Source organism: Paraburkholderia sp. GAS32, assembly GCF_050434225.1.
Lineage (GTDB): Bacteria > Pseudomonadota > Gammaproteobacteria > Burkholderiales > Burkholderiaceae > Paraburkholderia > Paraburkholderia madseniana.
Window position 1 is genome coordinate 1 of sequence record NZ_JBNPVS010000006.1, and the last position, 21,446, is coordinate 21,446.

Below are 21,446 nucleotides of genomic sequence, written 5' to 3' on the forward strand. Positions count from 1 at the left end.
CAGTTGGAGAATTATCCCCTTTAGAGGTGTCCACAGTCATTGAACCACTACAGTGCCGCCCCGCACAGGGGCAACGCTAATAGACCACTAACAATTCAAGGAAAGGCCAACACCCCAGGCACACAGACAGCAAGCGCCGCGCAGGCAACCAGCTCAAGAACAGGCCCCCCATTAAAAAAACACAAACCAAAAGACAGACAAAAAGGCGCCCTTCTTTCCGCTCTTCAACACCCCGCCTGCACAAGCCAGGTAAAAGTTCCCAACCCCTCCGCATACATCGGTTCGGCTAAACCCGCAAAGCCCTCTAGAGAGGGTCCCCACCCAACCGTTGTGACCTACAATTATTCCTGCCGCGTGGCCGCTTCGCGCCCGCTGTGCACGGCAGAAGATTCATCCCGCCTCCTGCTGAACATTCACGCGCCCCAGGCGCGCCGGCAGAGTGGGGACACACTCATTGACGTGACCTCTGTGGAGCGCAGCTATGCCATTTCCGGCACAAGACCATGGCTGCCCCGGCTGGAACGGGGAAATGGCGCGACGCATCAGCGAATTCGACTGGGCCGCCACCGACCTCGGCGCGATAGAAAACTGGCAGCGCAGTCTGACCGCCACCGTCCAGATGCTGCTCGCCTCACCCGTGCCCCTGGTACTTCTATGGGGCAAACCCGGCTACATGATCTACAACGACGCCTACGCGATATTCGCGGGCGGACGGCATCCGTATCTGCTCGGCTGTCCAGTCGAACACGGCTGGCCGGAGGTCGCCGATTTCAACCGTCATGTGATGACGACATGTCTTGCCGGCGGCACCCTGTCGTATCGCGACAAGGAACTGGTCCTGCTGCGCGACGGCAAGCCCGAAGACGTCTGGATGGACCTCTACTACAGCCCGGTCGCCGACGACAGCGGCGCACCCGCGGGCGTCCTCGCGATGGTCGTCGAAACCACCACGCGCGTCCTGACCGAACGCTGGCGGCAACATGCCGAGGCTGAACTGCGCGAAACCAACGAACGGCTGCAACTCGCGCTCAATACCGGCGCGGTGCTCGGTACATGGGTGCTCGATGCGCGCACCGGCACCCTCACCGGTGACGAACGTTTCGCGCGCACCTTTTCGTTTCCGTTGGAAGAGGCCGCGAAAGGGCTTGAACGCAATGCCGCGACACAAGTGATCCATCCTGACGACCAGCCGCTCAACGACCGCCTGACGGTCGAAGCGATGCGCACCGGCCAGCCGTTTCGCGCCGAATACCGGATTCGCCGCCCCGATGGCGATTACATGTGGGTGCAGGCAAACGGCCAGTGCGAGTTCGACGAACAGGGGGAGCCGACGCGCTTTCCCGGCGTGCTGATCGACATCCACGAACGCAAGATCGCCGAACAATCGCTGCGCCAGTTGACCGAAACGCTCGAACAACGCGTCGCCGATGAAGTCGCCGCACGGGCGCTCGCCGAAGAACAGTTGCGCCAGGCCCAGAAGATGGAAGCGATCGGCAGCCTCACAGGCGGGGTCGCGCACGACTTCAACAATGTGCTGCAAGTGATCAACGGCAATCTGCAGATGCTCGCGGCCGACGCCGGCGAGAGTCCGACCACGCTGCGGCGTTTGTCCGCCGCAACGGATGCCGTCAAACGCGGCGCAAAACTGGCCGCGCATCTGCTCGCCTTCGCGCGCCGTCAGCCGCTCTCGCCTACCGTGCTGAATCCGTGCCGCCTGCTCGCCGGCATGAGCGAGATGCTGCACCGAGCGCTCGGCGAGACCGTGAAGATCGAAACGGTGTTGAGCGACGACCTGTGGAATGTGCAGGCCGATCGCAATCAACTCGAAAACGCCCTGCTCAATCTCGCGATCAATGCACGCGACGCGATGCAAGCCGACGGCACGCTCACCGTTCGCGCGACAAACCGCGTGCTGGACCATGCGTTTTGCCGCGGCAAGCCGGAACTCTCGCCAGGCGAGTACGTAGTGTTCTCAGTAAACGACACGGGCACCGGCATGAAGCCCGAAATCCTGGAGCGCGTGTTCGAACCGTTCTTCACGACCAAGCCCGACGGCCACGGCACCGGCCTGGGCTTAAGCATGGTGTTCGGCTTCGTCAGGCAAAGCGGCGGCCATACGGTGATCGACAGTAAAGTGGGGCACGGCACGACCGTCTCGCTGTTTTTCCCGCGCTGCTGCGAGCCGGAAACCGTCGAAACCGTCGATCAGACCTCGGCGCCGGTGGGCGGCGGCGAAACGATTCTGGTGGTCGAAGACGATGCGGATGTGCGTCTGACCGCCGTCGAAATGCTCGCGCAACTCGGCTATAAAGTCCTCACTGCATCGAGTGGCGACGCGGCGCTCGAATTCATCGACAGCGACGTGCCAATCGATCTGCTGTTTACCGATGTCGTGATGCCCGGCCAGGTGAAAAGCGTGGAACTGGCGCAGCGTGCGGCGGCACGCTCGCCCACGGTGCCGACGCTCTTCACCTCGGGCTATACGCGCGACGAGATCGTCCATCACGGCAAGCTCGACGCCGGCATCACGCTGCTGTCCAAGCCTTACCGGCGCGACGACCTCGCGCGCAAGGTGCGCAGCGTGCTGCGCGGCGCCGGCGTCGCCAGCGTGAGTGACGGGCAGATTTCCCCCTGCGTACCGCGCACGGTCTACGATCCGGCCAGTGCAGCCGAAGCGTCCAACCCGCGCGAAAGCCTGCACGCGCCGGCCCCTTCGGGTGAAAAATCGCTCGCGCACGCCCCGGCGAATTCGCTGGCGGATTGCCTGGCAAGTCCGTCGTCGCACCCGCCCGGCACGCCGGCCCGCGTGCTGCTGGTCGAAGACGACGCCGATTCGCGCGACGCCCTCTGCGATCTGCTCGGTGCGCTGGGTCTCGACTGCACCGCGGTCGGGAGCGCCGAAGAAGCGCTGCCGCTCGTGCCCGCGCAACGTTTCGACGTCCTATTCACGGACCTGACCTTGCCCGGCATGTCCGGCGACAACCTGGCGCGCGCGGTGTTGAGCCGGCAGCCTGACATCCGCGTGTTGCTGGTGTCAGGTTATGGAGAGAACGCCGAGATCGGCGACACCATCCCGGGCGCACGGCAGCTCGGCAAGCCGCTCGATATCTCGCAGTTGCGGCGTGAACTCGCGGAGTGGCTCGATCACACGGAGGCGGCTTCCTAGGCTCGCCTACACCCGGCAACCAACACGACTCCGCCAATGGACATCCGCTGCGGCACCGCTGGCTGGACCGACAAAACGCTGATCGCCTGCAAGCGGTTTTACCCGCCCGGCAGCAGCAGCGCTGAAGCCCGGCTGCGCTTTTACGCATCGCAGTTTCCACTGGTCGAAGTCGATTCGGCCTACTACGCGATGCCGTCGGCAAGCAACGCGCAGTTGTGGACCGAACGCACGCCGGAAGGCTTCACGTTCAACTTCAAGGCGTTTCGGCTTTTTACCGGGCATCAGACTTCGCCCGACGTCCTGCCGAGAGACATTGCAATGGCGCTGCCGGAAGGCATCACGGGTCCGCGCAAGAAAAACGTTTATTACCGTGACATACCCGCCGAGATCCTCGACGAACTGTGGCGGCGCTATCTGGAAGCACTGGAGCCGTTGCGCGTGACCGGCCGGCTCGGCGCGGTGCTGTTCCAGTTCGCGCCGTGGATCACGCGGGCGCCGGACGGTCTCGCGCTCGTGGAAGAATGCCGGGCGCGCATGGCGGGCTACATGATGGCCGCCGAGTTTCGCAATCAGTCCTGGTTCGACGATCAGCACGCGCCATGGACGTTCGACTTTCTGCGCGAGCGCAGCCTCGTTCACGTGATCGTCGACGCACCGCCGGATGTGACGAACCGCGTGCACACCATCTGGGAAGCAACCCATCCTCAACTCGCGATGGTGCGTCTGCACGGCCGCAATACGCAGGCATGGAGCGCAACGGGTGCGGCGAGCGCGGCCGATCGCTTCGACTACGATTACAGCGACGACGAGCTGACCGGACTGGCCCCCTCGATCCGCGCAATCGCGACCCGGGCGGGCCGCACCCACGTCATCTTCAACAACTGCTTCGAGGACCAGGGGCAGCGCAACGCGCGGACGCTAATGAGCATTCTGGGGGCGGAGGCGAACCCGCCATGAAACGTTTCGATGGCCGGCTGCAAAGGCAGCAACCGGCCCAGAGTGTGTCAAAACGCCTTTTTGAAACGCTAGAATTGTTCATCCGATAGCGGAGGATGAGCAAGATGAAGCGGTTCGTTCAAGGTGACAATCGTACACAAAGCTTTCTCCTCCCCGAAGCACTTGACGACTACGTGACGGACACCAATCCCGTGCGCGTAGTCGATATTTTTGTAGATGAGCTCGATCTTCAGAAGCTCGGGTTTGAAGGTGTTGAGCCAGCGCTAACGGGTCGGCCTTCGTACCATCCGGAGGTGATGCTCAAGATCTACATTTACGGTTACCTGAACCGTATTCAATCTAGCCGTCGTCTTGAACGTGAGGCCCAGCGCAACGTTGAACTGATGTGGCTCACGGGCCGCCTGGCGCCGGACTTCAAGACCATTGCGCGGTTCCGCAAAGACAACGGCAAAGCGATCCGCAGTGTCTGTCGTCAGTTCGTGATGCTATGCCAACGTCTGGACCTCTTCGCAGACGCGCTCGTTGCGATCGACGGCAGCAAGTTCAAGGCGGTGAATCATCGCGACCGTAACTTCACGAGCGCAAAACTAGAACGACGGATGCGGGACATCGAGGCAAGCATCAGCCGCTATCTTGTGGAAATGGACACTGCCGATCGCCAGGAACCTACGATCGCGAAGGCGAAGACAGAACGGCTGCAAGACAAGATTGCAGCTCTCAAGGAGCAGATGCAAATCCTCAAGCAAGTCGAAGTTCAACTCGATGCGGCACCAGACAAGCAAGTGTCGCTCACGGACCCAGACTCGCGTTCGATGAAGACGCGGGGGACAGGCGTCGTCGGCTACAACGTCCAGGTAGCGGTCGATGCAAAGCACCATCTGATTGTCGCGCACGAGATCACCAACAACGGCATTGATCGTGACCAACTCACCTCGATGGCCAAGCTGGCGCGTAGCGAAATGGGTGTCGATGAACTCACGGCAGTTGCCGACCGAGGCTATTACAAGAGCGAGGAAATACTCGCATGCCACGAGGCCGGAATCACGGTGTTTGTTCCCAAGACGAAGACTTCGGGCGCGACCTTCGACGGGCGCTTCGGCAAAGACGATTTTATTTACGACGCTGAGACAAACGAGTATCGATGCCCGGCAGGCGAGCGCCTCATATGGCGCTACAAGACAACCGAACGTGGTCTGGAGTTTGATCGCTACTGGAGTTCGGAGTGCCAACAGTGCTCTTTGAAAGACAAATGCACTCCAAGTAGCGAACGTCGGGTAACGCGCCGGGAGCACGAAGGATTGCTCGAAGATATGCAGGTCCGGCTTGATCTTGCCCCGGACATGATGCGCATTCGACGACAGACAGTCGAGCATCCCTTCGGCACGATCAAGGCCTGGATGGGCGCAACTCATTTCCTAACTCGCACTATCGAGCGGGTGAGCACCGAGATGAGCTTGCACGTGCTCGCCTACAACATGAAGCGGGTTATCAAGCTTCTCGGTTCAGAAACGGTTATGAAAGCGATGCGGGTGTGAAACCCGTATGCGACTCACCGTCCCCGCAATACATTCGGCACTGAATTGACGTTTGTCGTGCCGCAATCGACTCGCCCCAATCTGCCAACGAGCCAGCGTGTCCTCAAATTTCCGCCGGCTGCGCGTTTTGACACACTCTGGGCCACAAACAGCCGTTCGACCCCGTGACCTGGATCGTCAACAATCGCTTCCTGCCGGTCGTGAACGTGCGCATCACGACAGCCGCAGTCGCCTCACGTCTTGCTGCGGAGGCGCGCCGAACAGACGGCTGTACTCGCGACTGAACTGCGAGGCGCTCTCGTAGCCGACCTGGATCGCGGCACTACCCGCGTCGATGCCAAGGTTGAGCATCAACTGCCGCGCTTCCTGCAGGCGCAACTGTTTCTGGTATTGCAGAGGACTTGTTCCGGTGATGTTGCGGAAATGCTGACGGAACGTCGAAGGACTCATGTGCGCGTGCGCGGCCAGGTCATCCACGTGGAGTCCCTTCGAGAAATTCTGCTTGAGCCATGTCACGGCCCTGGCGATTTGTTGGCTCGGCGATCCGTTGGCTGCAAGGTGCTGTAACTGCGGACTGTGGGGGCCAGCGAGAAGCCGCACAATAATTTCCTGCTGATAGAGCGGCGCTAATTGCGGAGCCAATGCCTGTTGGTCCAGCAATTCGATCAGCCGAATCAGCACGCCGATCAGGGCATCGTCAAGAGTTTCGATCGTGATGGGCGTGAAAGCTGGCGTTCGAGGCGGAGCCGGCAGCTGCATCTCCGCAGATGTCCTCACGATGTCACGGCTGTCCAGTGTCAGCATCAGGCCCAGCATCGGTTCCTCAATACTCGCGCGCGTGACGTGCGAGATCACAGGCAGGTCGATGCTTGCCAGCATCGACTGGCCGGGGCCGTAGTTCACCACCTGTTTTCCTACCAACGCCTGCTTATGGCCCTGCGCAACGACGCCCAGCCCGAGGCTAAAGATGCAGTGCAACGGCTCGGTTGGCCCCTTCCGGCGGTGAAGGGAAAGGGCTGGTATGGCTGTGGTGTAGTCGCCGTCAGACTGGGCAAAGCGGGCGATGGCTCGCGCGAGGCCGTGCGTGCGTGCGGTAGTCGTACTCATTGGCTCGGAAACCCGGTATTTCATGCGCAATCTCTAACGCCAAGACGATGGAAACACTTTACTCCGGTAGAAGACCATTCGCGTGGCTTTAAGCGCGCCTCGTCAGTTTAGGCAAGAAGTTCGGCGCTTTCGGCAACCTCCCTGGTGCCAATCGCGCGACACTGAAGCCAGTTAATTCATATCCGATGCTCGAATTTTGGGGCATCAAGAACACAAAGGACCAGCGTATGAATAGCAAGAAAGTGTGGCTGATTACCGGCGCCGGCCGCGGCATGGGCGTGGATATCGCCAAGGCAGCACTGGCGGCCGGCCACGATGTTGTGGCGACTGGGCGCAATCCCGAAAAGGTCAGGAGCGCCATCGGCGATCACGATAATCTTCTAGTCACCCAGCTCGACGTGACCAGCCCCGCCGATGCCGAGGCCGCCGTCGAAACTACCGTCCAGAGGTTTGGTCGCATTGACGTGCTGGTCAACAACGCGGGGAACTTCTATGGGGGCTTCTTCGAGGAGCTTAGCCCCGCCCAGGTGCGTAGCCAGCTCGAAACGCTTCTGTTCGGCCCGATGAATGTTGCCCGGGCCGTATTGCCGGTGATGCGCAAGCAGCACTCTGGCCTGTTAGTCACAATCTCATCGACGGCTGGCATTACTGCTGGCGTCTTTTGCAGTGCATATGCCGCTGCAAAGTTTGGCGTCGAAGGATGGATGGAGTCGCTTGCCCAGGAAATTGCTCCCTTTGGCATTCGCACCATGCTGGTGGAACCAGGTTTTTTTCGAACAGATCTCCTCAGCGCAGACTCAACTACCTACGCCGAACTCTCCATTGATGACTATGCGTCGCGCACTCGGGAGACCGTGACTGCGTGGAAGGGCATGAACGGCAAGCAAGGTGGCGATCCGGCCAAACTTGCCGCCGCGCTAGTGGAGTTGACGGCACAGGAAGAGCCGCCCGCTCGCTTCGCCGCCGGCGCGGATGCAGTTGAAGCTTTTGAATCCAAGGCGAACACCTTGCTCGCTCAGGCGAATGCCCACCGCGAGCTGTCTTCATCCCTTTCACACGACACAGAATAAAGACGGGCCTCGCCGGACAAGGGTTCGGCACCCTAGTCTTTGGTGCATCCGACCAGGGGGCGAGCGGCGGGCGCGACTATCTTCCGCTCAGGCAGGAATCGCACCGATTTGCTGCAAGAGGGCCAACAGGTCAGGTTGCGCGCGCTCTTCGACAATTTTTCCGTTGGAAAAGCGATAGAAGTTCACGGCCTGAACCTGAATCTTCTTTCCGCTCGCAGGCACGCCAAAGAAGGTGGCTTGGTGAGTACCGCGCATGATGAAACGTGCGGCAACCGTGTCGTTTTCCGCGATCATTTCTTCGAGCGTCCATTGAATGTCAGGGAAACCAGAACGCATCATGCCGAGGATTTCCATGTATCCGTGCGGCCCGATGAAAGGATCAGGGCTGACGGGGGCATGGAAGATTGCATTGGCATCAACAAGCTCTTCGGCAAGCACTTCGTTAGCTGTATTGATGAATTCAACAAAGCGGGACATCAACAGTTTGTTCGATTCGGCGGACATGATTTGAACCTTGTGAGTGAGTGTGGTCGCCCGCAACGGCGTCGTCTGCGTGCGCCGCCAAACGAGAGGCGGAGCAGGTTGCGGTAGGTCGCGTACGTGCCGGGTTCAGCCCGCTTACGACAACTGCAACAAGTCTAGACTGCAAATCCATTGAGATAAATGCGTGATATCTTTGGACATTCACAACAGGACGTTTCGAATGGATCGCCTCACGGGTATGAGCGTTTTCACGAAAGCAGTCGAGCTGGGTTCGTTCTCGGCGGCTGGGGATGCGCTTCAGATGTCGCCACAACTGGTCGGAAAACACGTCCAGGTGCTGGAACAGAGTCCCGGCGTGCGTCTGCTGAACAGAACGACCCGTAGGCAAAGCCCGACAGATATCGGCCGGGCTTATTACGAACGCGCCAAGATCATCCTCGCGGAGGTCGAGGCGGCCGAAAACCTCGTAGCCGAGACCCGTTCAATGCCGACTGGCCGTCTGAAGGTAAATGCGCCTGTGAGCTTCGGCATACACACCTTGGCGCCAAAATTGCCGGAGTACCTTAAGGCGTTTCCGCAGGTCGCAGTTGACGTGACTCTGTCGAATCGAGCCGTCGATCTGATTGACGAGGGTTATGACGCCGTGTTCAGGATTGGCGAACTGGGGGATAGCGGCCTGATTGCTCAGCCACTGGCTCCATACCAGTTAGTGCTCTGCGCCGCGCCGTCGTATCTTGCTGCAAACCCGCGCATAACAGTTCCCGCTGATCTCGAGCACCATGAGTGTCTTGGCTTTACGCATACGGAACTACGATCGGAGTGGACGTTTGATGGCCCTGAAGGCCGCGTCGCTGTGCAGGTCTCGGGGCGGTTCATGGGAGACCATGGTGAGGTGCTGCTGGCGGCCGCCGTGGCGGGCGTCGGGGTCATGCTTCAACCCGTGGAACTGGTGAAGGGCGAACTCGATCGGGGCAGTCTGGTTGTGGTGCTTCCGGACTATCAGGCGCCTTCGCGGCCATTACATGTTCTATATGCGCGTGATCGCCGCGTGACGCCCAAGTTGAGGAGCTTTCTGGATTTTGCGCGGGAGCACTTCGGAGCTTAGCGAAGTGATAGTTCCTCAGCGTTGTCCAAATGCCATCGGCGCCACACCCTGTCGAGCGGGCGCTGGTGGCAATGACCGCTTCCGGGAAAACTGAAGGTCTCGGATGGGTCGGCTACGGAAGTTCGGCACCAGGGGAAATCCAACACCATCCCGACGGCGCTGAACTTCCGGGTTCGTGGGCGAGCGAACCCAATGAGCGCCGGGCACTTTGTGACATCAATACATCAAGCGCCGGGGAGCGGTGCACGGAGGACTATTCGTCCCACATGGGATAGCCATATCGCCGCGATTGCCGCCGCCGGTAGTTCGGAGAATCCTAAATCCGATATTGCACGCGGCCTTCGCGAGACGCAACGGGTTGGGGCGCTCAGTTACGATGTGAAGCAGTAGTGGATGATGGAAAGTTACCCTTGGCGGCAAGTACTCGATTTCGCCCCATGTTCTTTGCCTCATACAAAGCCTTGTCGGCAGCCAGTATCAGCTCCGTAGGCTCGCCCGCGCCTCGAATCGGGATCCGGGCGTCAACACCTGCGCTTATCGTGACGAAGCCAGTTGGGTTGCCCGAATGTTCAATTTCCAGACTACGGATAGCGCTACGAATATTGTCCGCGATTGCTACAGCACGAGCTACATCGGTGTTCGGAAGAAGCACTGCAATCTCCTCTCCACCATAGCGGGCGGCAAGGTCTCCCGGACGTCCGGCTGTCAGGTCCCTGATGAGACCGCTAATCGTTCGCAGGCATTCGTCGCCCGCTGCATGCCCGTAAATGTCGTTGTATTGCTTGAAGCAATCGACATCCAGCATGATCAGTGCGAGAGCACTCGCGTGACGCGTGGCACGACTGAATTCGTTATGCAATGCGACATCGAATTGGCGGCGATTTGCGAGCCCCGTCAGGCCGTCCTGCATTGCAAGTCGTTCAAGGGTCTGATTGAGCTTTTCAAGGGAGGCGTGCGTCTTTGTCAGTTCCGCCTCGGCAGTCGTTCGCAATTCGATCTGCCGGATCAGATGCCAGCCGAACAGGCCCACCACAACGACAAGGCAAAGCACGCCAGCGGAATGCAAGATCGTGTCGCGCCACCACTCATGCAAAATCTCATCCTTGGACAACGCAGCTGCTACAAAGACCGGATAGTTCGGGAGGCTACGATAACTGTTCAGCCGCGTGACGCCGTCCTGCGCCGACTTGATGATCGCCGTTCCGGCCGGACCCTGCGTTGTGTAATAGCGGTACAGCTCGGTTCCCCGCATGTTTTTGCCGATCACTTTTTCATCGAACGGTCGACGAATCAGCATCACACCGCTATTCAGGACGAGCGCAACGGCTCCCGCGTTGCCAATCTGAAGGCTATTGTAGAAGGCTTTGAAAAAATCAATATCGACGGTTGCCAACACAACGCCGCCGAAACTGCCGTCCGGTTTATTGATTCTCCTTGAAACGGGAATAACCCACTTTCCACTCGATCGGCTTACTACTGGGACGCCAATGTGTGGACCAGGATCAGCGTTGTCTCGATGGAAGACGAAATATTCGCGATCCGAGTTATTGAATCGATTGAGTGGCGTCGATGTGGAATTGACGATCCAGATTCCGTTTTTGTCAAATACAAATAGACCGTCAAGCTGGGGAAGCCCCTGTCGGCGCATCACCAGGACGTCGTGCAGTCGTTTAAGAGCGGCCGGGCCGAGCCCGTCGTGCTGCACGCGCTCAACGATGCCCAGCAACGCCGTGTCTGCTTCCTTAAACGTGTCATCGGCCTGCTGAGCCATTGCCCGCGAGAGATTCGAGGTGGCGACGTCCATTTCGCCCAGCTCGACTGCCCGTGCATTCCAGCTTCGCCAGCCATCAAGCACAACGAGAGACAGGCAGACGATCACCACGAAGGTTATCGCGCGCCAGATGATGGACGGTCTATTCAAAATCAAACTATTCTCCGTGGACAGCCTGGATGCACTTGGCGGCGAGGCGTTTTCCGCTGGGAAAGTCGCCATAATCGCAAACGCATAGCGAGTATATCGGCATCCAGGCGCACATCTTGACGTTCGCCCGCTTGCGGGAGGTCTTGTGCCCCGCGCCGCGAGTTCGCCACCAGACACAGGTGAGCACGCGGTATACGCACCAGCTGCTTCGAAGATCAGGGGCAGCATAATGCGCGGACGCTGATGGGCCTTCTGGGCGACGCAGCCGTCGTGCCGGCGCGCTAGCCCGCGCAATCCATTTGCTCGTTGACGGCCAGACCCTCGCACGCAGTCGGCCAAGCGAGCTGCCACCTAACCGGTTGCCCAGCGCAGGGCATCGTCAATTATCTTTCGCCGATCTGACGCAGCCTCAATGCCCCGCCGACATTGTGCAATCAGGACGATAAGGCATCCTTTTTGCTCACCCAGAAGTACTGTCGAGAGAACGATATGCAGGCTGGCGATACGTCCGCCACATAGGGCAACCGCCCGTTCAATCTGTGGGGAGGCGCTATGCAGGGAAGCAATGACACGGTACGTGCTGTAATTCTTGCCACGGTGATGTCGCTATTGACAGCATGCGGCGGGGGCGGGGGTGGAGGCTCGAGCAACGGCAGTAGCGCGGCCACGCCACCGGGCGGCGTTAATCTGCAAGTTGTGTCATTCGGCGACAGCCTGTCGGACGTCGGGACCTATACGCCGCTCGCGAGCGCGGTGGGTGGCGGGCGTTTCACGACCAATCCGGGCCAGGTGTGGACTCAGAACGTCGCGCAATACTACGGCGGCTCGCTAAGCGCCGCGTTCACGATCGACATCACTCACAAGTTGAACGCGCAAAACGGTCTCGGCTATGCCGAGGGCGGCTCCACAGTGGCGACGCCGGCAAACCAGAACGACTTTCTTACCGACGTGATCGGCAATGTCGAAATGCCGGTCAATCAGCAGGTTTCGAGCTATCTGGCCACGCACGGGAGTTTCAATTCCGGTCAACTGGTCCTGATGTGGGCCGGCGCGAACGACGTGCTTCGCGCCGGTTCGCTGCCGGCCGCGGCGCCGACGGTGCAAACGGCGGCAACCACCCTCGCTCAGCTTGTCGGGCAGATCGTTCAGAACGGCGCCACGCATGTGGTGGTGGTCAATGTTCCAAATGTCGGCCTGTCGCCCAAAGGCCTCGCCGCGGCCGACGGCGGGGTCAATCTGACCCAGCTATCGCAACTCTTCAACCAGGACCTGAACGCTGCCTTGCAGGCCGATGGCCTGCAAGGCAAGGTCATCCAGATCGATTCCTATACATGGGTGAATCAGATCATCGCGAACTTTCAGGCTAATGGCTTCGTCGTGGCAAACACGGCCCAAGCCTGCGACCCTAAGAAAACGCCGGATGACACAGCATTGCTGTGCTCGCCGGCAACCTATGTGACGGCCAATGCCGATCAGACATACATGTTCGCCGACGACCTTCATCCGACGACGCATCTGCACGCGCTGTTCGCCCAATTCGTCGAGCAGCAGATCGCCAGCAGCGGTCTTGGGCACTGAGCCCTCAGGACGATGACGACTCGCCGACAGAATCGTCAGGTTCGCTGTAACGGGGCGCGAGGGCGACGCCGCGCCGACGTCAGGCTTTCTCGCTGAATTCCGGCGACTTGCGCTTCGTCTGGCGTGTGATACGTTAGTGTTAGGGACGTTCGTGTGCGGCACGAACGTCCCCTGGTATGATGCCAATCGCACGCCGGTCGGCGTTCGATTCATCGCCACGTTTCGCCGCAGGGTTTTGTAATTGCATTTCCAGCCGCGTTTTGCGCGGCAGGTCTTCCAGCCTCGAGAACCATCATGCCCGCCCAACACGACGAAGTCCCCACTACCAGCACCACGCCGGGCAAGGCTAAGCGCAAGGATCTGTCCATTGTGGCGCGCAATCTTCTGATGGTTGCCGTCGGCGTCATCGTCTTCGCGATCGTTGCGACCGTCGTGCTCTACGGTCCGATCACTTACGGCGACGAGATTCCCAACTTCGGCATCATCCTCATGCTGACCGTGCCGGTCATCGCGGGCGTGGCCTTCCGGGTGGGACTGGATGCGTGGCTGGACCGGGAATGAGCGGCAACACCACCCACACTTCCAGCCCGCCGCCCTCGCGCGCGTGAAACTGCAGGCTGCCGCCGTGCAGCCGCGCGATCCGCTCGACTATCGCCAGCCCCAGCCCGGTGCCGCCGCTATGCGCGCGAGCATTGCGGCCACGCTGAAACGGCGCTTTCAGTTGCTCCAGCTCCTCTGCCGACAGACCTTTGCCGCGATCGCCCACCGCGACATACACGGCTTCACCTGTAGCCCAACTCCGCACAGCGAGTCCGCTGCCGCCATAGACGATCGCGTTCTGCATCAGGTTCATCAGGAGCCGCATCATGCTGATCGGCCGGTAGAGAATCGCGGGCAGAACCGCGAGCGTGAGCTCGAACTCATGACCCAGCCCGGCGAAATCGCCGGCAAGCCGCTCGACCAACGCATTGAGATCGCCGGGCTCCGGCGCTTCACGCTCGCCACTTCCGGCGTAATCCATGAACTGCTGCAAGATCGTCTCGATCTGGTCCAGGTATGACTCGGCGGCGACCACGAAGCTGCTGTCGCTGCCGTCGGGCATCGCCATGGCCATCGAGAGCCGCAGTTTGGTGAGCGGCGTGCGGATGTCGTGCGAGATGCCCGCCAGCATCAGCGCGCGCGTCGCCTCGGCCTGCTGCAACGCATGCGTCATCTGATTGAAAGCGTTGCTTACCGTGGCGATCTCGACAGGACCGTCGGTCGACAACGGCGCGGGCGTTTCACCGGCACTCACGCGACGCGCCGCCTGCGTCAACGCCTGGAGCGGCTGGTTGAGGTGGCGCTGGATCACATAGCCGGTCAGCGCCGCCAGTGCGCCCAAACCGAGCGATAGCAGAATCGCGGCGTCGAGTCCGTTGCCTTGCGCGTCCTCGGGAATCGGCAGCGCGATCCAGTACGGCGTGTGCGGCGCATCGGCCGGAGCATGCATGCGAATCCACAAGCGTTGACCGCCTTCGGACTGCCAGAGCGCGGGCATGTCGGCAGGCAGATGCTCGCGCAAGCTGTCGAGAAACACGTTGCGCTGATACGTGCGATAAGCGCGCGTCAGACTGGGCGGCGGTTCAACGGCGGCATCGGCGGGTAGTTGCGTGCGAGCGTCGAGACGTGCCGTCAATTGAGCGCGCGCGCCCGGCGGCGTGGCTTGAAGCAGGCTATCGAGCGTTGTCACGTAAGTGGCGAACACCGTGGCCGCCCGTTCAACGCGGGGCCGCTGCACATAGTGCAGCAACACCGCAAGCGCGCAGAGCTGGCTCAGCATCACCAGCACGATCAGCAAGAGGATATTGCGCGCCAGCAGCGTTTTCGGCAGCGCCCTCTGCAGCCACGCGCGCGTCATGAGTCGACGTCCGCGACCAGCATGTAGCCGACGCCCCACACGGTCTTGATGAAGCGCGGCTTCGACGGGTCGTCCTCGATAATCTGCCTGAGCCGCAGCACCTGCACGTCGATGCTGCGATCGAGCGCATCGTGATCACGCCCACGGGCGCGCGCCAGCAGATTGTCACGGCTCACGGGCCGGTTCGGCGACGAGGCCAACGCGACCAGCAGCAGCATCTGCGCAGAATGAATCTCCAGCAGTTCGCCGGTACGCGACAACTGCTGCTTGCCGACATCGAGACTGAAATCGCCGAAACGCACGCTCTGCGAGGTCACGGTGACATCGCCCGAGGCGATCTTCTGGCGGCGCAGCAGCGCATTGATCCGCGCGACCAGTTCACGCGGCAGGAAGGGTTTGGCGAGGTAGTCGTCGGCGCCGGTTTCGAGGCCGAGCACCCTGTCGAGCGGATCGCCCTTCGCGGTCAGCATCAGGATCGGCAGCGTCTGCCCTTGCTCGCGCAAACGGGCGCAGATGGCGAGGCCGTCCTCTTCGCCGATCATCAGATCGAGCACTAGCAGATCGAACGGCTCACGTTCCAGATAGCGGTCGAGCCGTTTGCCGTCCTCCGCGATCCGGACGTCGAAGCCATGCCCGCGCAGAAAACGCTGCAGCATATTGCGCAGTTCGGCTTCGTCGTCGAGCACGATGATTTTTGCGGGGCGATCCATACGAAAGCTCCTCGGTTTAAGCGTCGGGCGGTGCATGCCGCGCCGCGTGCCGTTCGGCCTGGCGCTGCAACAGCACGTAGAACGACGGAATGAACAGCACGGCAATGCACGTTGAAGCGAGCATCCCCGAAAATACCGCAATCCCAAGCGAACGGCGCGCGCTCGCACTCGCGCCGGTGGCGATCACGAGCGGCACCACGCCGAGAATAAACGCGAACGAGGTCATCATGATCGGCCGGAACCGCAAGCGCGCCGCTTCCACCGCGGCCTCGGCGATGCTCACGCCCTGCGCGCGCAGATGCCGTGCGAACTCGACAATCAGAATCGCGTTCTTCGCCGACAGCGCGATCAGCAATACGAGGCCGATCTGCGTGTAGAGGTTGTTGGCAGCCCCCAGGATGGCAAGCGTGCCGGCTGTACCGAGCAACGCCAGCGGCACGGCGAGCACCACCGCCACCGGCAGCAACCAGCTTTCGTATTGCGCGGCCAGCACGCAGAACACCAGCAACACACCCACGGCAAACACCCAATACGCCGAATTGCCGACCAGTTTCTCCTGATACGACATCGCGGTCCATTCGTAACCGATACCCGCGGGCAGCACGCGCGCGGCTTCCTGCTCGAACGCGGCAATCGCCTGGCCGGTGCTATAGCCGTTCGCCGGATTGCCGTTGATGGCCGCTGCCGGCGCGAGGTTATACAGCGTCGCCACTGCCGGGCCGACGCTCGTATGCGCATCGATGAACGTGCCAAGCTCCACCATATGACCACTGTTGCTGCGAATCTGCAAACGGCGGATGTCGTCGGTTTCGCGGCGAAACGCGCCGTCGGCCTGCACGAACACGGGGAACGTATGGTTGAACGTCGTGAACTGGTTCACATAGCTCGAGCCGACGTAATCCTGCAGCAGGTCGAACACATTGCCGACCGGCACCTGCAGCGACTCGGCCTTGGCGCGATCGAGCGTAAGTTCGACGGTCGGCACCGACGCGCGAAACGGGCTGAACACGCGCTGCAGTTCGGGCCGCTTCGAAACGCTGGCGATCAGCGCGTCGGTGGCATCCTGCAAACGCCGATAGTTCTGCGAACCGTCCGTGAGCATCACCTGCATCTGCACGCCGCCGCTATTGCCGAGGCCCTGGATCGGCGGCGGCACGATCACCACGGAGCGCACGTCGGGCAGTTTCGCAAGTTCGCTATTCATGCGCAAATACAGCGAGCGCAGGTCCTCGCCTTTGCCGCGCTTGCTCCAGTCGTCGAGCGTGACGTAGATCAGCGCGGAATTCGGCAGCGATGCGTTGTTATCGAGCGGCGAGATGCCACCGATCGACACCACATGACTCACGCCAGGAATCGCGCCGATGCGCTTTTCGATCTGCGTGCTCGCCTCGCGGGTGCGGCCGAGCGAAGCGGCATCGGCCAGTTGCGCGGCGATCAGGATATAGCCCTGATCTTCGAGCGGAATGAAGCTGGTGGGCACACGCGTCAGCAAAAACGCAGACGCCGCGCCGAGCACCAGCGCGATGCCGAGCGCGAGGCCACAACGCTGCACGAACCACGAAACAATGCGCACATAGCCCTTTTCGACACGGGCGTACCCCTTGTCGAACACGCGATACACGATGTTCGGCTTGCCGGGCCGCGCATGCCGCAGCCAGCGCACGCTTTGCACCGGTTTGAGCGTTACCGCATTGATCGCGCTGATGATGGTCGTTGCGACGACAACCAGCGCGAACTGCCGGTACATCTGGCCCGTGACGCCGCCGAGAAACGCCGATGGCAGGAACACCGAGATCAGCACCAGCGTGATGCCGACGATCGGCCCGAGCAACTCGTGCATCGCGTCGATGGCAGCCTGCTTCGGCGTCTTGCCCTGCTCGATATGCTGCGTAATCCCTTCCACCACCACGATCGCGTCGTCCACCACGATGCCGATTGCCAGCACGATCGCGAACAGCGTCAGCAGGTTGATCGAAAAGCCGAGCATGTAGATCGCGCCGAACGTGCCGATGATCGTCACCGGAATCGTCGTGGCAGGCACCAGCATCGCGCGCCAGTTCTGCAGGAACAGCAGGATCACTGCGAGCACCAGCAGCGCGGCCTCGAACAGCGTCTTGTACACGTCGATCACCGACTGCCGCACGAAGGTCGTCGTATCGAACGGCAATTGATAGCTGACGCCCTTCGGCATATCTTTGGCCAGCCGCGCCATGGTCGCTTTCACGGCATTGCCGACTTCCAGCGCGTTGGCTTCGGGCAGTTGATAGATGGCAATGCCTGCAGCCGGTTTGCCGTCGAGATTGAAGAACTGCCCATAGCTCGACGAACCGAGTTCAGTGTGACCCACATCGCGAATGCGCACGAAGTGGCCACCGTCGTTGGGATCGACTTTAACGATGACGTCGTCGAACTCGTGCGGATCGGACAGCGCGCCCTGCATCGCCACCGTGAGCTGGAACGCCTGGCCGCCCGCGTTCGGTTCCGAACCGAGTTGGCCGGCGCTCACGTCCTTGCTTTGGCTCTGGATCGCCTGCATCACATCGGCGGCGGTCAGACCGCGCTCGCTCAGCTTCTGCGGATCGAGCCACACGCGCATGCTGTATTGGCCCGTGCCGAACACGGTGACGTCGCCGACACCCGGCAAACGCGCGAGTGTGTCGCGCAGATAAATTACCGCGTAGTTGCTCAGAAACAGCGAATCGTATTTCGGATCAGGCGACTGCAGCGTGTACAACTGCAGGATCGCCGTGGAGCGTTTACGCACGGTCACGCCCTGCTGCTGCACCGCTTGCGGCAATTGCGCGGTGGCGGCCGACACGCGGTTTTGCACCAGCACCTGCGCTTTATCGACATCCGTGCCGACGGCGAAGGTGACCGTGAGCGTGTAGGTGCCGTCATTGGTGCTGGTCGATTGCATGTACAGCGCGTTTTCCACGCCATTGACCTGCGTTTCGATCGGTAAGGCCACACGGTCGATCACGGTCGCAGCGCTCGCACCCGGAAAGCGTGCGACAACCTGCACGGTCGGCGGCGTGATCGGCGGATACTGCGCGATAGGCAGGTTGATCAGCGCGACAGCGCCGAGCAGCATTACGATCAACGCGATCACATTGGCGAGGACCGGGCGCTCGACAAAGAAGCGGATCATGACTGGCCCTGCGCCGCCGCGGCAACCACCTGCACCTTGGCGCCGGGCGCGACAGCCAGCGCACCGCCGGTCACGACCTGGTCGTTCGCCGTGAGACCCGAGGTGACCGCCCGCTGCGAGCCGTACAAGCCACCAATGACCACCGCGCGTTTTTCGATCACGCCGGCGCCGTTCACGAGCAGCACCGACGCACCCGCCTGATCGCGCAGCAATGCCGTGTCCGGCACCAGCAGCACGTTTTGCGGTGCGCCTGCCGGAATGTGCACTTCAACCGACATGCCGGGAATCATGTGGGCGTCCCGATTGGCGATATCGGCGCGCAGCTTGACCGCCCCGCTATTCGGATCGACGCGTGTGTCGACAAATTCGAGCGCGGCGTCCTCACCTTGCCCTTGCCCCTGCCCCGCGGCCGCGCCGAGCACATTGACGCGCACCGTGCGGGGTGGCTGCGTGAAAAGCCCGATGCGGTTCGCGTCGCGCTCGTTGAGTGTGAAATTCACGTACACCGGCTGGATGCGGTCCAACGTGGCGAGCTTGGTGGAGTCGGAAGCGCCCACCAGATTGCCGACGTCGAATGCACGTGCACCGATGCGGCCCGCAAACGGTGCGCGTATTTCCGTGTAAGCGAGATTGATGCGCGACATGTCACGTTTGGCGAGCGCCTGGTCGCGTGTGGTCTGGGCTTTTTGCAGCGTCGATTCGGAGGTGGCGTTATCCGACGTGAGTTGCTTTTGCCGGACCAGTTCCTGGTTGGCATTGTCGAGCGCGGACTGGTCGTAGGTCAGTTGCGCGCGATACGTATCCGGCTCGATGCGAAACAGCACCTGCCCTTGCTTGACGTAAGCGCCATCGGCAAAGCCAATTTCCTTCAGCACGCCCTGCACGCGCGCGATTAGCGTGACGGTCGCCGAGGGCGCGACGGTGCCGCTCAGATCAAGTTGTTCGCGCACCTCGCGCGGCACTGGTCGTGTCACGCTGACTTGCGGCAGGGGCACGGCTTGCGCCGATTGTGCCGATTGTGCGGCAGGCGCGCTGCCGTCGTGGCACGCGGCGAGCGCCATTGCCGCTGCCAGCACGATGCAAAGCGTCGCTCCCAAGTGCCGGCTTGGCTCATTCCTGTTGGCCACGTTACCGCATACCCCGCTCGTGCTCGTCTCTGCCATGTTGTTATTTCCCATTCTCGAGCTGGCCTCCACTGGCGCGCGCCAGCGCGGAATTCGCCGGCGGGTTCAGCAAGCGGCCCCAGTCCGTGCGCTGCGCCATCTGTTCGGCGATCTGTTCGCTCACCACCTGCTGCCCCTCTGCCACTTCCCAGCCGCCACCCAACGCGCGATACAAAGACACCGCCGCAAGCGCGGCGATCCCCTGGTTCTGCGCGAGCGAATCGCCATCGCGCAACATCGAACGCGACGCATCGAGCACCGTGTCGTACGTGACCGATCCCGCGCGATACTGGATATTGGCGAGCTTCAAAGCGCGTTGCGACGCATCGGACGCACGCGACGACGCCGCCAGCGCGTCGAGCGAGGTACGCAGTGCGGCAATCGCGTCCTCCACTTCTTTCTGCGCTTGCAGCACCGTGTTCTGATAGTCGAGCACGGCCTCCTGGAAGGCGGCGTCCTGAATCCGTACGGCGTTCTTCAACTGGCCGCGATCGAGGATCGGCAGCGTGATGCCCGCGGAGAAGAGACCGATCGTCTTGCTACCCCACTGCGACAATCCGATGCCATGCTGTTCGCCCGACGAAAGCCCGAACAGTCCCGTCAACGACAGCGACGGATACAGCTTTGCCTTGGCCGCGCCGATCAGCGCCGATTGCGCCGCTGCGTTGAGCGCGGCCTGGCGCACGTCGGGACGGCGGCGCAGCAGATCGGCGGGAATACCGACATCGATCTGCGTCGGCGGCACCGGAATCGCGCTGCTGCCTTTGAGTTGCGCATCGACTGCGTCGGGGGGATCGGCGAGCAGCACGGCGAGCGTGTCGCGGTCTTGTGCGCGTGCCTTGATGAGCGGCGGAATCTGCGCCTCGGTTTCAGCCACCAGCGTAGCGGCCTGTTCGACGTCGAGCTGGCTCGACGCGCCACGTTTGTAGCGCGCCTGGGTCAGCGTGAGACTCTGCTGCACCGCCTTCAGGTTTTGCTGCGCGACCGCGATACGTTGTTCGAGCGCGCGCAGATCGATGTACGCATTGGCGACATCGGCGAACAGCGACACGAGCGCGTTGTCATACGCGGCTTCGGACACGCGCAATTGCGCGCGATCCGATTCGATCTGCCGGCGATACTTGCCCCAGAAATCGATTTCCCAACCCACGTTCACACGCAGATGCTCGGCCCACAGATGCGTTGGCGGAATCGGACCGACGCCGCTTGTGTTGATATGGTCCGCGCCAACGGACACGCTGCCGGATTGTGGCAGCAGATTCTCGGCGCTGACCGCGAGTTGCGCGCGCGCCTTGAAGATATGCAAACCCGCCACCTGCAGCGACAGATTGCGCTCGTACGCACGCTGTTCCAGCGCGCTCAGCACCGGATCGTTGAATGCGGTCCACCAGGCCGCCTGAGCACCGGGCGCAGTCTGCGCCTCGCCGGCCAGGCTCTCGAGCCACTGGTTCTCGAGCGTCACGTCCGGCTGTTTGAAGTCGGGGCCAACCGTCACGCAACCCGTCAGTGCCACACTCATCGATACGATCAGCGCGCAGGCGATGGACAGGCGGCAGGACGTGGCTGGTTTCATCGCGCATTGAGGCGTCAAATATCCTACGATCCC

15 protein-coding genes are annotated in these 21,446 nt (G+C 61.5%); 7 read left to right on the plus strand and 8 right to left on the minus strand.

Annotation, left to right across the window (positions count from 1 at the left end; genetic code table 11):
- Positions 1 to 481: 481 nt before the first annotated feature.
- The 3 genes from P3T25_RS09200 to P3T25_RS09210 all read left to right on the plus strand — a co-directional run bounded on the left by P3T25_RS09200 (position 482) and on the right by P3T25_RS09210 (position 5,658).
- The gene (locus tag P3T25_RS09200; RefSeq protein WP_154566911.1) at positions 482 to 3,166 is read left to right on the plus strand and encodes a hybrid sensor histidine kinase/response regulator; all 2,685 of its coding nucleotides are present in this window, start codon (positions 482 to 484) and stop codon (positions 3,164 to 3,166) included.
- 36 nt (positions 3,167 to 3,202) lie between these two features.
- On the plus strand, positions 3,203 to 4,123 hold the full coding sequence (locus P3T25_RS09205) for a DUF72 domain-containing protein (protein WP_154566910.1): 921 nt from the start codon (positions 3,203 to 3,205) through the stop codon (positions 4,121 to 4,123).
- A gap of 104 nt (positions 4,124 to 4,227) precedes the next feature.
- Entirely contained in the window at positions 4,228 to 5,658 is a 1,431-nt protein-coding gene (locus P3T25_RS09210) for an IS1182 family transposase (protein WP_429358045.1), read from the plus strand.
- A gap of 213 nt (positions 5,659 to 5,871) precedes the next feature.
- Here the strand turns inward: P3T25_RS09210 and P3T25_RS09215 are convergent, their stop codons facing one another.
- Entirely contained in the window at positions 5,872 to 6,789 is a 918-nt protein-coding gene (locus tag P3T25_RS09215; RefSeq protein WP_154559983.1) for an AraC family transcriptional regulator, read from the minus strand.
- Positions 6,790 to 6,992: 203 nt separating this feature from the next.
- Between P3T25_RS09215 and P3T25_RS09220 the strand changes: the two genes are divergently transcribed.
- The gene (locus tag P3T25_RS09220) at positions 6,993 to 7,835 is read left to right on the plus strand and encodes an SDR family oxidoreductase (protein WP_154559984.1); all 843 of its coding nucleotides are present in this window, start codon (positions 6,993 to 6,995) and stop codon (positions 7,833 to 7,835) included.
- Positions 7,836 to 7,922: 87 nt separating this feature from the next.
- Here P3T25_RS09220 and P3T25_RS09225 read toward each other — a convergent pair whose 3' ends face one another.
- On the minus strand, positions 7,923 to 8,339 hold the full coding sequence (locus P3T25_RS09225) for an ester cyclase (RefSeq protein WP_154559985.1): 417 nt from the start codon (positions 8,337 to 8,339) through the stop codon (positions 7,923 to 7,925).
- 199 nt (positions 8,340 to 8,538) lie between these two features.
- On the opposite strand from P3T25_RS09225, the gene P3T25_RS09230 reads away from it, so the two are divergent.
- Positions 8,539 to 9,423 carry a LysR family transcriptional regulator gene (locus tag P3T25_RS09230; RefSeq protein WP_429357942.1) on the plus strand — a complete coding sequence of 295 codons (885 nt, stop codon included), beginning with the start codon at positions 8,539 to 8,541 and terminating at the stop codon, positions 9,421 to 9,423.
- A 367-nt stretch (positions 9,424 to 9,790) separates the two neighbouring features.
- Here P3T25_RS09230 and P3T25_RS09235 read toward each other — a convergent pair whose 3' ends face one another.
- Positions 9,791 to 11,347, minus strand: a complete 1,557-nt coding sequence (locus P3T25_RS09235) for a sensor domain-containing diguanylate cyclase (protein WP_168435665.1) — start codon at positions 11,345 to 11,347, stop codon at positions 9,791 to 9,793.
- Between the two features lie 549 nt (positions 11,348 to 11,896).
- On the opposite strand from P3T25_RS09235, the gene P3T25_RS09240 reads away from it, so the two are divergent.
- Together P3T25_RS09240 and P3T25_RS09245 are read left to right on the plus strand one after the other, a co-directional pair.
- The gene (locus P3T25_RS09240) at positions 11,897 to 12,922 is read left to right on the plus strand and encodes an SGNH/GDSL hydrolase family protein (protein ID WP_154559988.1); all 1,026 of its coding nucleotides are present in this window, start codon (positions 11,897 to 11,899) and stop codon (positions 12,920 to 12,922) included.
- A 294-nt stretch (positions 12,923 to 13,216) separates the two neighbouring features.
- Positions 13,217 to 13,483 (plus strand): hypothetical protein, encoded by a 267-nt coding sequence (locus tag P3T25_RS09245; protein ID WP_154559989.1) that lies wholly within the window; start codon positions 13,217 to 13,219, stop codon positions 13,481 to 13,483.
- Here P3T25_RS09245 and P3T25_RS09250 read toward each other — a convergent pair.
- From P3T25_RS09250 to P3T25_RS09270, 5 genes are read right to left on the minus strand one after another with little or no spacing between them, the layout of a single operon-like run.
- Complete coding sequence (locus P3T25_RS09250; protein WP_154559990.1) at positions 13,428 to 14,819, minus strand: ATP-binding protein; 1,392 nt, start codon at positions 14,817 to 14,819, stop codon at positions 13,428 to 13,430. The genes P3T25_RS09245 and P3T25_RS09250 overlap by 56 nt on opposite strands.
- A complete protein-coding gene (locus P3T25_RS09255; protein WP_154559991.1) occupies positions 14,816 to 15,529 on the minus strand; it encodes a response regulator in 714 nt (237 codons plus the stop codon). Before P3T25_RS09255 ends, P3T25_RS09250 begins: the two co-directional genes overlap by 4 nt.
- A 16-nt stretch (positions 15,530 to 15,545) precedes the next feature.
- A complete protein-coding gene (locus tag P3T25_RS09260; RefSeq protein ID WP_429357943.1) occupies positions 15,546 to 18,677 on the minus strand; it encodes an efflux RND transporter permease subunit in 3,132 nt (1,043 codons plus the stop codon).
- Positions 18,674 to 19,840 carry an efflux RND transporter periplasmic adaptor subunit gene (locus P3T25_RS09265; protein ID WP_429357944.1) on the minus strand — a complete coding sequence of 389 codons (1,167 nt, stop codon included), beginning with the start codon at positions 19,838 to 19,840 and terminating at the stop codon, positions 18,674 to 18,676. Before P3T25_RS09265 ends, P3T25_RS09260 begins: the two co-directional genes overlap by 4 nt.
- Positions 19,841 to 19,844: 4 nt before the next feature.
- Positions 19,845 to 21,413: an efflux transporter outer membrane subunit gene (locus P3T25_RS09270; RefSeq protein WP_429357945.1), complete on the minus strand. Its 1,569-nt coding sequence runs from the start codon at positions 21,411 to 21,413 to the stop codon at positions 19,845 to 19,847.
- Positions 21,414 to 21,446: the final 33 nt, after the last annotated feature.